At 43.1% G+C, this 12183-nt stretch carries 13 protein-coding genes and 1 other annotated feature; of the genes, 10 read left to right on the top strand and 3 right to left on the bottom strand.

What is annotated here, in order from left to right; all coding sequences use genetic code 11:
• Positions 1-152: IS3 family transposase (locus tag LPKJCM_RS08295; RefSeq protein WP_165758585.1), on the top strand; the 152-nt coding region annotated here is incomplete at its 5' end.
• Positions 153-294: 142 nt separating this feature from the next.
• Here the strand turns inward: LPKJCM_RS08295 and LPKJCM_RS08290 are convergent.
• The 3 genes from LPKJCM_RS08290 to LPKJCM_RS08280 form a co-directional block, all read right to left on the bottom strand.
• On the bottom strand, positions 295-2151 hold the full coding sequence (locus tag LPKJCM_RS08290) for a cation:proton antiporter family protein (protein WP_057963069.1): 1857 nt from the start codon (positions 2149-2151) through the stop codon (positions 295-297).
• 131 nt (positions 2152-2282) lie between these two features.
• A complete protein-coding gene (yidC, locus tag LPKJCM_RS08285) occupies positions 2283-3314 on the bottom strand; it encodes a membrane protein insertase YidC (protein WP_057963070.1) in 1032 nt (343 codons plus the stop codon).
• A gap of 68 nt (positions 3315-3382) precedes the next feature.
• Positions 3383-3667 carry an acylphosphatase gene (locus tag LPKJCM_RS08280; protein WP_057963071.1) on the bottom strand — a complete coding sequence of 95 codons (285 nt, stop codon included), beginning with the start codon at positions 3665-3667 and terminating at the stop codon, positions 3383-3385.
• Positions 3668-3709: 42 nt separating this feature from the next.
• Between LPKJCM_RS08280 and LPKJCM_RS08275 the strand changes: the two genes are divergently transcribed.
• The 9 genes from LPKJCM_RS08275 (at position 3710) to LPKJCM_RS08235 (ending at position 12129) form a co-directional block, all read left to right on the top strand.
• Positions 3710-4480 (top strand): TrmH family RNA methyltransferase, encoded by a 771-nt coding sequence (locus LPKJCM_RS08275; protein ID WP_087069599.1) that lies wholly within the window; start codon positions 3710-3712, stop codon positions 4478-4480.
• A gap of 70 nt (positions 4481-4550) precedes the next feature.
• Positions 4551-5057, top strand: a complete 507-nt coding sequence (locus tag LPKJCM_RS08270; RefSeq protein ID WP_057963072.1) for an HD domain-containing protein — start codon at positions 4551-4553, stop codon at positions 5055-5057.
• A 29-nt stretch (positions 5058-5086) separates the two neighbouring features.
• Complete coding sequence (locus LPKJCM_RS08265) at positions 5087-5437, top strand: winged helix-turn-helix transcriptional regulator (RefSeq protein ID WP_057963073.1); 351 nt, start codon at positions 5087-5089, stop codon at positions 5435-5437.
• Positions 5438-5474: 37 nt separating this feature from the next.
• Positions 5475-5691 (top strand) — a binding site (T-box leader).
• A 45-nt stretch (positions 5692-5736) separates the two neighbouring features.
• A complete protein-coding gene (gene pheS, locus LPKJCM_RS08260; RefSeq protein WP_057963074.1) occupies positions 5737-6786 on the top strand; it encodes a phenylalanine--tRNA ligase subunit alpha in 1050 nt (349 codons plus the stop codon).
• A 3-nt stretch (positions 6787-6789) separates the two neighbouring features.
• Positions 6790-9201 carry a phenylalanine--tRNA ligase subunit beta gene (gene pheT, locus LPKJCM_RS08255; RefSeq protein ID WP_057963075.1) on the top strand — a complete coding sequence of 804 codons (2412 nt, stop codon included), beginning with the start codon at positions 6790-6792 and terminating at the stop codon, positions 9199-9201.
• A gap of 43 nt (positions 9202-9244) precedes the next feature.
• Positions 9245-10366 carry an endolytic transglycosylase MltG gene (gene mltG / locus LPKJCM_RS08250; protein ID WP_057963076.1) on the top strand — a complete coding sequence of 374 codons (1122 nt, stop codon included), beginning with the start codon at positions 9245-9247 and terminating at the stop codon, positions 10364-10366.
• A 20-nt stretch (positions 10367-10386) separates the two neighbouring features.
• Positions 10387-11061 carry a uridine kinase gene (gene udk / locus LPKJCM_RS08245; RefSeq protein ID WP_057963077.1) on the top strand — a complete coding sequence of 225 codons (675 nt, stop codon included), beginning with the start codon at positions 10387-10389 and terminating at the stop codon, positions 11059-11061.
• Positions 11062-11084: 23 nt separating this feature from the next.
• Entirely contained in the window at positions 11085-11558 is a 474-nt protein-coding gene (greA, locus tag LPKJCM_RS08240) for a transcription elongation factor GreA (RefSeq protein WP_057963078.1), read from the top strand.
• Between the two features lie 253 nt (positions 11559-11811).
• The gene (locus LPKJCM_RS08235) at positions 11812-12129 is read left to right on the top strand and encodes a HesB/YadR/YfhF family protein (protein ID WP_057963079.1); all 318 of its coding nucleotides are present in this window, start codon (positions 11812-11814) and stop codon (positions 12127-12129) included.
• Positions 12130-12183 lie beyond the last annotated feature (54 nt).

Genomic DNA, 12183 nt, shown 5'->3' with positions numbered 1-12183 from the left:
TAAAAGTTGAGTTAGGCGACTTATCCAATTACAATTCCGCTGAGGAATTGATAACGGCTGTCAAAGAGTGGATAATCTACTACAATACTGAACGAATTCAAATGAAACTAGGCGGCACATCGCCGATAAAATATCGACTCCGGGCCGCCTAGGAAAGACAAGCAAATATTTACTTTAACTTTGGGGGTACACCTCAAAATGTCCGCTTTTTTATTCTAATGATAAATAAAAAAACTGTCATCAGTAATAGATAAAAATCTATTACCAACAACATATATTGTAGAACCTCTTTTATTAGTTAAGCTTACCAAGTTCTTTGCGAACTTCTGGTGCTTCAGCTTTGCTGCTGGTAAAAATAATGTGGTCATTTAATTTTAACGATGTCCCACCTGATGGCCGGATAAACCGTTTGTCACGGTATATCTGAGTGATGGTGACCTTGTCGATGAAGGGAATGTTTCGAACCTGAATATCAGCATAACGGCGGTTTCTCAGGGCAACTTCATAAACGCTGGAATCCATCGATGTCATGAGCCGCATTGTCGATGGCGCCTCAATTAACGCCCTCAGCATACTGATATTGACGTCTGGTGTGTTATAAAGTTCAACTCCTAAGCGGTTCAACTCGTCTCTGCGGTCGTCTAAAATATTGCGGTCTTCGAATCTGACGATCACGCGGTGAACCCCATATTTTTTAGCAATTTTAGCCAACTCGTAATTCTTTTCGGAATTAATTTGACCCAAAACAACGACGTCTGCATCAAACACCCCGTTATGAATCATGGCTTGTGGTGCTAAACTGTCCAGCAAATGGATCGTTGTTTCACTGTTGAAGGCCCGATAATTGTGTTGATTATTGGTGTACATGGTGACGTCATACCATCCCTTTGCCAATTGTTGGGCGACAGGAACGGTCGTCAGATTGGTACCAATAAAGTGAACAGTCGTTTTTTTGAGATCTTCTGCTTCAGCCGAATACAGCTTATTAAAAATCAACGGCCCCACGACACAGGTGATGACAGCTGCCAGCAAAAAGGCGCCTGACTGTTGAGAGGTGATCCTGTGTAAGTGACTGGCTACCTGCAGCACTGCCAGGACAACGGTGATGGTGGTTGCACTCATGGCAGTTCCCGCAATGGCGTTTAAACTTTTGAAGCGCAACTTCAAGGCACTGAACACCAACCCCTTTGCCAACACATAACCAACAAAGATCACTGGGATTAAGATCAGTGTTTGGGGATTAGTAATTAATTCCCTGAGATTTAAATTGACCCCGCTCATCATGAAGAAGATGGGGATGAAGAAGCCATAGCCAATTGAATCCAGGCGAACTTTAGTTTCTTCGTGGGGTTCAAGCAATTTGATGACAATACCAGCTAGAAAGGCCCCCAAGATTCCCTCGGCCCCAACTGATTCTGCCACGGTTACCAGCGCCACGATGATAAAAAACGAGAGCCGAATATCCAGCTGAGTGGTTGATTTGTTAATCCGATCAAAGAACCGGAAGAAGGCTTTAAACCGCCAGAATAATAAGGCAGCGGCGACTAAAATTAGTAAAATCAGCCACAATGATTTTGAATGGGGACTGTAGGCGGAAGCGTAAAACGTCAACCCAACCATTGGAACCACTTCGCCGAGGGCCGCGATTAAAAGGATTGCCTGACCAAATGGCTTGCTGAGCAGTTCCTTTTCCTTTAGCCCAGCAATGACAATGCCCAGTGAAATCGTCATAAACAGAATCGAAGCCAGCCAAATATCGGAGAACAAGCCGCTTAACTTAAGCAGATAAGCAACGATCAACGACATAACGAGTATTGATGCGTAGGCGATTGTGGCCACCTGCAATACAGAGTACTTTGGTTGATGATGTTTTCCTTTCTCCTCGAGCGGCGAAAGGTTAGTAGGCTTTCGTTTGAATAGACTGAAATCAATTTCCATGCCACTTAAAAACAGCAGGAAGATAACCCCAACATTTTGCAGAATCTCCAGGGTTTCTGAATTGGTGATCCAGTTGAACAACGACGGACCAAGTAAGACACCAACAATAATTTCAACAACCGCTGTTGGTAGAAAGGTGATTTTAAAACGGGCCATTGCCAATGGAATGACAAGGGCCGCCAGGAGAATGATCAATAGCGAAATTTGATTCATAAATGAAAACAACTCTTTTCCTGAAAAATATACATGAATATCCTACCATTCCTGCTCAAAGATGGGGTGTGATAAAACTCAAAATATTGAAGAAATAAAAAAATCACACCAAATGATGTGATTAATTGTCATTATTTATGATGTCTTTGCTGCTTACCAACATTTCGAGGACGCTTGGCTGCTGGCTTCTTAACTTGACTATCTTCAGGCTTTTTCGTCGGTTGCACAGTTGGTCGAGATTGAGGTTGACGAACGGCTTGCTGCTTGCCGGTGTTTCGCTGACGGTTTCGTTGATGAACGTCGGGACCAGCCTGGCTCGTGGCACTGGCAGTCGGGGTTGGATCAGGCATTAGATCTTCAACGGTAACAGCTTTTTTGCCTTCATTTTCCTTCGCAATCCGTTTGCGAATTCTTGGCCGATACATGTTGATGATCAATGTCTGCAAACATGCGAACAGGCCGCCAATGAAGAAGTAAATTCCCAAACCTGCAGGGGCCGTTAGGGTGAACACTAAGATCATGATGGGACTTAGCAACATCATCGCGCCCATTTGTTTCTTCTGAGCTGCTGGCGTTCCCAGCATGGCGATGTAGCCTTGTAATAAATAAGAAGCAAATGACAGGACTGCTAATACCCAACTTGATTGGCCTAGTCGAATACCCATGAACACGGTGTGAGACAATTCTGGTGAGTAGCGGATCGCTGCATATAATGCCGTAAAAATCGGCATCTGAATCAATAATGGTAGACAACCAATTCCGCCGGTCATTGAAATGCCGTTTTGCTTGTATAGGGCCATCATGGCTTGGCTGGCGGCCGTCTGTTCTTCAGGGGTGCCGGCAGCCTTTTGCCGTTTCTGTAATTCAGCCATCTGTGGTCTAATTAACTGCATTTTTTCCTGTTGAATCGTTGAGGCTTTCATCTGGCGAACCATGATTGGTAACAGGAACAATCTAACGACTACGGTCAACACGATGATGGCCCAGCCATAACTGCCGACAAATTGGGCGATCCATTCCATAATTGCTTGGGCAGGGCGTGCCAAATAATCATAGACTGCCCCGTAAGGCTTGCCGGACTTGGTTGTTCGGACACAGCCACTCAAAAGAATTGCCATGCTGGAAAGTAATCCCAGTGTGGTGAGATGTTTAATTTTTTTCATGAGTAAGACCTTTCTTAATTAAGTACGTAAACAAAACAATCTTACTAGATTATTGACCGCTTTTCAATTTAATATTTGACATTAAAGCCTTTATTTACCCTTTTCGCGATATAATTGATTTGGAGACTTTTGACTTTAGCAAATGGTGTTGGTGAATTTCTGATCTTTTGAATAAATTGCGTCAAGTTTTCACTTTCGCCACTTGCAAGAATTGAAACGCTGCCGTCTGCTTCGTTTTTGACCCAGCCGGAAATATTGAGGCTTTGGGCCAGCTGGATAGTTGACCAGCGAAAGCCAACCCCTTGAACCCGTCCGGAAGCGTTCATTTCGACTGTTCGAATTTGGTTGTTCAAGTGATCACCACCTATTTATTAATTATGAAAGAGAGATATTGTATGAATATTGAAAGAATTACATCAAATCAAAATAACCGAGTAAAAGAATGGACCAAGATGCAGTCTAAAAAGGGCCGTGTTAAATCAGGCCAATATGTGATTGAAGGCTGGCATATTGTTGATGAAGCGATTCGCCATCGTCAAGCCATCAAACAACTCATGGTCGAAGACGAGAGTTATCTGGGCGATTTGCCAGTGGACGATGCTACCGAGGTCTTTTTAATCACCCCAGAAATTGCCAAACATATTTCATCAACCGAAACTCCCCAGGGCGTGTTTGCTGTCCTCAATACGGCAGATTATCATGAGCAGATTCCAAACGACTTAAGGGGTGCCTGGCTCTTATTGGATAATATTCAAGATCCCGGCAATATTGGCACGATGGTTCGAACGGCGGACGCGGCCGGGCTCAACGGCATTGTCTTTGGCAAGGGGTCGGCAGATCTTTATAACCCAAAAGTTGTCCGATCGATGCAGGGCAGTCAATTTCATATGCAACTCTTTACCGGAGATATTTTGGAATGGATGGCAGCCTTCAAAGCAGCTGGTGTTAAAACTTATGGCACTGAATTAAACGATCAAGCCATTTCTTACTATGATATAACACCTACAAAGCAATTTGCACTGATTATGGGAAATGAGGGTAATGGGGTCGATCCGAGAATTTTGGAAAAAACCGACCAAAACCTCTATATTCCAATGAACGGTGAAGCAGAATCCTTGAATGTCGCCGTAGCAACCGGAGTATTACTTTTCAAGTTTGTTAAATAACAGTCATTTTCGTTGATATTTAGGGAGATACCATGTATCATGTTTGTAAATACAGACAAAGGGGTATTACATGCAAAAGGATGAATGGAAAAATGATTCCGAGTATCGTGAAATAGTTTCTGACCTGATGGCGACCGACATGGTTAAGAAATTGGCGAACTATACTCAGCACCATCACTCAACTCGACTTGAACATTCAATTGCTGTTTCTTTTGACAGTTACAAGATTGCCAAAAGAAGGGGCTTAGATTATCGTGCCGTTGCGCGTGCTGGATTGTTACATGATCTGTTTTTCTATGACTGGAGAACCACCAAGTTTGATTTGGGTTCCCATGCATTTATTCACCCACGAGTTGCCTTGCGGAATGCTGAGCGGATTACGCAATTATCACCCATGGAAAAAGACATTATTTTGAAGCACATGTGGGGATTAACCCTTGCACGGCCCAAGTATGAGGAAAGTGTCATCGTCTCATTGGTTGACGACTATGAAGCTGTTCACGAATTTGTGAGTCCACTTAAATCAAAATTTGAAGCATTAAAGAAACAGGTTAAGCGAACAACTGCTGTTAAATAGGCGTTGTCCGATGAGAGGGGGGAATTTATATGCGACAAGCAGTTGGTTTGCAAGATGCCATTAATTATTATTTGTGTCCAAAGTTCGAGAAGACATTTTCATTCCTTGGTAAAAAATGGAATGGCTTAATCATTGACGTCCTCCTTCAGGAAGGTGTTCTGAGATTTAGAGAGATTGCCAGACAAATTCCAAAGTGCAGCGATCGGGTCTTAGTAGAACGTTTGCGAGAGCTGGAAGAAGATGGCGTGGTTATCCGCACCGAACATGATGATTCATCTTTAATTGAGTATTCATTGACCAAACAGGGCAAGGAATTAGCACCAATTATGCATGAAATTCATACATGGTCAGAAAAATGGTATCCAAGCGTCGAAAAGTAGCTTGACCATTTTTTTGTTTTAGCTTATTATTCACTAATGTAAAGCGTTTGAGAAAAAAGTAGTAGGTTGCTGTCCTATAGAAGAGACTTCGTGGTTGGTGAGAACGAAGCAGGATAGCTTCACGAATTCATTTTTCGAGCTGAAATTGGGCGTTATCTAACAAAAAATTTCCGGTTAATCACCGTTAGCGATGTCTTAAGTGTGTTGTCTTGTGACAGCAAATTAGGGTGGTACCGCGTTGCTTCGTCCCTTATCGGGCGGAGTTTTTTTGTGTTTAAAATTTGAACTGGAGGGATACTATGTCACTGCGAGATCAATTAACAGAGATCAAAGAAAAGGGGCTTGCTGATATTCAGCAGACCAGCGACTTAAAGGCATTAAATGAAATTCGATTCCATTTGCTCGGGAAAAAAGGACCAATTACCGCTGCCTTGCGGGGAATCAAGGAATTAAACCCAGAAGAACGACCAGAAGTCGGCAGCTATGCCAATAAGATTCGAGATGCGATTAGCGAAGCCGTTTCGAATCATCGAGAAACGTTGGAAAATGCTGCACTCAATGCGCAGCTTTCGGCCGAAAAGATTGATGTTACGATGCCCGGAAAGCCGGTTGTCCAGGGTCAACCCCACGTGATTCAACAGATTATCGACCAAATTGTCGATCTGTTTTTGGGGATGGGTTATGAAGTTCTTTCCGGCCCAGAAGTTGAGGAAGATAAGTATAATTTTGAGATGATGAACTTGCCCAAGAATCATCCAGCAAGGGATATGCAGGATACATTTTACATAAGTAAGGAAATCCTGATGAGAACCCAAACTTCACCAATGCAGGCACGGGCGCTGGAGAAACATGATTTTTCAAAGGGTCCGCTGAAGATGATTTCACCCGGAATCGTTTACCGTCGGGATACTGACGATCCCACTCATTCTCATCAATTCCATCAAGTTGAAGGACTGTTCATTGATGAACACGTGACAATGGCTGATCTGAAGGGCACCTTGATCACCATGGCTCAAAATATTTTTGGTGACAAATTTGATATTCGACTTCGTCCAAGTTATTTCCCATTTACGGAACCGTCTGTTGAAGTTGACGTTACTTGCTTTAACTGTATGGGTAAGGGATGTGATGTCTGCAAGCACACCGGTTGGATCGAGGTTCTGGGTGCTGGCATGGTGCATCCAAACGTTTTGGAAATGGCCGGTGTTGACGCCAATAAATACGGTGGCTTTGCCTTTGGAGTTGGCCCCGATCGTTTTGCGATGCTTAAGTATGGTGTCGACGATATCCGCGATTTCTATTTGGATGACGTTCGCTTCTTAAATCAATTCAGTAAGAGGGGTAATTAGATAATGAAAGTTTCATATAAATGGCTCAAACAATACTTAGATCTGAATATGCCCGCAAAAGACTTGGCTGAAAAGATCGAACGGACAGCGGTTGAAGTGGATTCAGTCGCCGTTGCCCAAGACGGATTAAAGAAGCTGGTTGTCGGCCACATCTTGTCAATGACTAAGCATCCAGAATCAGATCATCTGCACGTCTGTCAGGTGGATGTCGGCGAAGATGAACCCTTACAAATCGTTTGTGGGGCGCCCAACGTTGATGTGGACCAGAAAGTCATTGTTGCCCTCCCTAATTCACGAATCGGTGGCAACGTCAAAATTAAGCGGTCAAAGATGCGCGGAATCGAATCGTCGGGGATGATTTGTGCCCTTGATGAGATTGGCTTCAGCAAGGACGTTATCCCAAAGGAATGGGCTGATGGCATTTATGTCTTTGATGACGACGTGCCGGTTGGTGAGCCAATTTACAAATACCTGGGAATGGATGATCCGATTATTGATCTGGATGTCACGCCCAACCGTGGTGATATGCTCAGTATTTTGGGAACTGTCCATGACTTGGCTGCAATTTACGACCAACAACCAGAAATTAAAAAACCGGTGGTTGATGAAGACAGTTCATTAAACATTGACCAGGAAATCCAAGCAACGGCAGACGATCAGCTTGCCAAGACTTACAAACTGCGGGTGGTTGAAGGTGTCAAAATTTCCCCTAGTCCGGCCTGGCTGCAAATTGTTCTCTGGAATGCCGGCATTCGTCCCATTAATAACGTTGTCGATGTTACCAACTATATTTTATTGAAGTATGGTCAGCCCCTGCATTCATTTGACAAGGATAAAATTAACGGCACCGTTCACGTTCGACTCGCACAAAAAGGTGAGCAATTAACCACACTTGATGAAGATGAACACGCACTTTCTGCCGATGATATTGTCATTGCCGATGACGACAAACCAATTGCGCTTGCTGGTGTGATGGGTGGCTTCAATACCCAAATTGATGACAATACCGAAAACGTTGTGATTGAATCTGCTATTTTTGATTGCTTCAAGATCAGAAAGACCGCTCAGCGGCATAACTTGCACTCTGAGGCCTCACAACGCTTTGAACGGGGGATTAATCCAGATGGGGTTCAGGACGCCGTTGACGAAGCAGTCAGCATGATTAAGCAACTGGCTGGCGGCAAGATCGCTCGTGGTACTGTTAACGCCAGTGAGTACCACCCACAGCTGCCAACAATCTACATTACTGCCGAACGAACCAACCACGTACTTGGAACAGCTTTAACAACCGCAGACATTAAAAGTATTTTCGATCGGCTTGGCTTTTCAAGTGAAACTCATCAAGACGGTTTAAATGTCACCATTCCTGCTCGACGTTGGGATATTTTTCGGGACGCCGACCTTTATGAAGAAGTCGCCAGAATTTACGGATATGATAATCTGCCGGCAACCTTGCCAACTGGTCGTCAAAGTGTTGGAATCTTGACCCCAACCCAGAAATTACAGCGCGCATCCCGCACTGCTCTGGAAGGGTTGGGATTCACTCAAGCAATTTCTTACTCACTGACAACGACAGCCAAGGCTAAGATGTTTTTGATGCGTCAGAGTGAAGAGACCAAATTACTTTGGCCAATGACCCAGGATCACGCAGTATTAAGAATGAACATGCTATCCGGACTGCTCGATGATGTTGCCTATAACCATGCTCATAAGGTTGATGACGTTGCACTCTACGAAGCCGGTCGGGTCTTTTACAAAGATACTGCCGACCAAATACGCCCCGAAGAAGTTGAACATATTGCCGGCGTCGTGACCGGTAACTTGACGAACCCGCTCTGGAATAATCACGTTTCGCCCGTTGATTTCTTCCAGTTGAAAGGAATGGTTAATCAATTTTTGGTTAACCTGGGTGTTAAAGGTGACATTGAGTATACAGCGACTGATCAGTACCCCGAAATGCATCCTGGAAGAACGGCTAACATCTCGATTCACGGCCACTACGTTGGCTTTTTGGGCCAAATTCATCCTCGAATTGCCAAGCAGTTCAAGATCAAGGAAACTTACGGATTTGAACTCAATATGCAGGAATTAATCGATTTGCCAAAGGATGACAATCAGTATCAAACGATTTCCAAGTATCCTTCAATCAAACGGGACATTTCGCTTGTGGTTGATGATGACGTGACGAACAGTCAGATCCTGGCAGTCATGAATAAACGTGGTGGGGCGTACTTGAGCGATGTCCGCTTGTTCGATGTTTATGAAGGTGATAACGTTCCTGATGGTAAGAAATCAATGGCTTATTCATTAACTTATGTAGATCCACGTGAAACTTTGAAGGATGATGTGGTCAACACAGCCTTTGAAAAGATTAAAAAACGATTAACAGCTGATTTAAATGCAGAAATTAGATAATTCGGAAACTATAATTAAATTGAATAGATAGGAGGAGCTTCTCATGAGCGATGACTCAAGGCGACAAAACCCCAAACTTAACAAAAGCCTCGGGCGAAAAATTATTATTTCTGTCATTACCTTACTGATTATTTTAGCTGCAACGATTGGTTTCATGGGCTATCGATATTTTCAAGATGCCTTAAAACCAATGAACCCACAAAATTCCAACGTGACTCAGGTCCACATTCCACTTGGCGCCTCAAATAAACAAATTGGTTCGATTCTTCAAAACAAAAAGATTGTTAAGAGCGGCATGGTCTTTGATTACTATGTCAAATCAAATAATATGGCTAACTTTAGAGCTGGTTATTATCAATTAAAGCCTTCAATGAGTCTCAAAACAATTGCCAACCGACTCCAACGCGGCGGAAGTGACCAACCAATTCAAAGTACCAAGGGCAAGGTATTAATTCGAGAAGGAGCCAACGTTGATCAAATTGCCACCCAGATTTCACTGACAACTGACTTCTCCCGCGGCGACTTCTTGAAGTTAATGAAGAACCAAACGTACCTTGAACGATTGGCAGGTCGTTACCCGAAGCTACTTAACCAAGCGATGAAAGCTAAAAACGTTCGTTACCGTCTCGAAGGTTATTTGTATCCGGCAACATATGAAGTGGAGAAGAATACATCGTTAAAATCTCTGGTTACCCAGATGGTTACCAAGACCAATCAGATGGTTTCACCACACTTTGCGGCCATTAAAAAGTCGGGGATGAACATGCAGCAGTTCATGACTCTTTCGTCATTAATTGAACGTGAAGGTGTTAACCAAACTGACCGGAGGAAGATGGCGGGCGTGCTGTTAAATCGAATTGACATTAATATGCCACTACAATCAGACGTGGCTGTTTTGTATGCCATTCATCGAAATAACAAAGCACTGACCAACAAAGACCTGCAGAGTGATTCACCGTACAATCTGTACAAGTACACCGGCTTTGGCCCGGGACCATTTGACAGTCCAAGCATTAGTTCGATGAGTGCCGTTTTGCACCCACTAGATCGTTCAAAGAACTACCTGTACTTTGTTGCGAACACAAAGACGAAAAAAGTTTATTACTCAAAGACGTACGCTGAACATCAGCAGCAAATTGCTCAGCATACTGCCGACAACAACTAATCGAGAGGGCTCCTGTTCACATGGTAAATCACAAAACACGGCCAGTCGTCATTGGCATTACCGGAGGCTCAGGTAGTGGCAAGACCACCGTTGCTCGAAAGATCTTTGATCAGTTATCCAACTATTCGATCACAATTATTCAACAAGATTCATATTATAACGACCAAGCTGAAATGAAGATGGCAGATCGGAAAAAGGTTAATTACGATCACCCAATGGCGTTTGATTTTGATCTGTTGATCGAACAGCTCAAGCAACTGCTGAAATATGAACCAATTGAAAAACCAGTCTATGACTACGGTCAATTTACACGAAGTCAACAGACAATTCGACAAGAACCGCGTGAGGTGATCATTCTGGAAGGCATTTTAATCCTTGACGATCAGCGATTACGTGATTTAATGGATATTAAAGTATTTGTTGACACCGATGATGATATTCGTTTAATTCGACGAATCGAGCGGGACACAAAAGAACGTGGCCGTTCATTGGATAACATTATTCACCAGTATTTGATGACCGTTAAACCAATGTATCATCAGTTTGTCGAGCCAACCAAGCGTTATGCTGATCTGATTGTTCCTGAAGGTGGGGAAAATCAAGTTGCTATCGATTTACTGACCACTAAGATGCGTTCCATCTTGATGCATCGTGGCAACAAAGAAATTAAGAATAATCTTGATTCAACAATTTAAAAATAAAAAGGGGAAATTACCAAATGGCTGAAGACACATATCCAATGACTGCCGATGGTCGCGATAAATTACAGGCAGAATTAGAAGACCTTAAAGTAAACCAACGACCAAAAGTGGTGGAACGAATTAAAATTGCAAGAAGTTATGGGGACTTATCTGAGAACTCTGAGTATGAGTCTGCTAAAGACGAGCAAAGTATGCTTGAAAGTCGCATCACAACGATTGAGCACATGCTGCAGTATGCTCAAATTATCGATTCAAATGATAGCGATAAGGATGAGGTGACTGTTGGCAAGAAAGTGACCTTCCAAGAATTACCTGATGAAGATCCCGAAACGTATCAAATTGTTGGGGCTGCTGAAGCCGATCCAATGTCAGGGAAGATTTCGAATGATTCACCAATTGCCAAGGGACTCATTGGTCACCGGTTAAATGAAGAGGTCAATATTCCAATTCCAGCCGGAACTATGAAAGTCAAAATTACTAAAGTTGAATAGCTTCCATTGTATCGTCAAATAATTTCAATGTGAAAAGAGCTAACCGTGGGCATGCTTTGCCTAACGATTAGCTCTTTTTTGATCGCTTGAGTTTATTAGTTACTGACAGTCCCAACTTAACTGTTCAAGCGGAATTTCCATAGATGCTGCGAGTGTGTCCTGTGGGCCGACATATCGTTTGTGAAATACCTTAATGATGTTATAATTGATTGTAAGCGAATACAAACACAGATTTTAGGAGTGTGGCATAATAATGAAAATTGATGTAACTGATTCCGCAAGCAAATGGTTCCAATCTGAAATGGGTTTAAGTCAAGGTAACGGTGTGCGCTTCTATGGCAAGGTTTATGGGAAGACGCCGGTTCACGAAGGCTTCTCATTAGCCTTGACCCGTGACGATCAGCCGGGTGAGACTTATACCAAAACCGAAAAGGATGGGATTACCTACTTTGTCGACGAAGATGATCGCTGGTTCTTTGTCGGTTTTGATTTGAAAGTCGATTTCAATCCAGAAAAAGATCCTGAAAACGTTGTGTATACGTACACACCTAATGGTGATCTTGATAAGTAAATGTGACAATCTAAAAAGGGATGGAAGCCAAAAAAAATGGTTTTCATCCCTTTA

The sequence above is a fragment of the Lentilactobacillus parakefiri genome (genome assembly GCF_002157585.1).
Taxonomy (GTDB): Bacteria; Bacillota; Bacilli; order Lactobacillales; family Lactobacillaceae; genus Lentilactobacillus; species Lentilactobacillus parakefiri.
The sequence above is the reverse complement of the archived record's forward strand: the minus strand, read 5'-3'. Positions and strand labels throughout refer to the sequence as shown.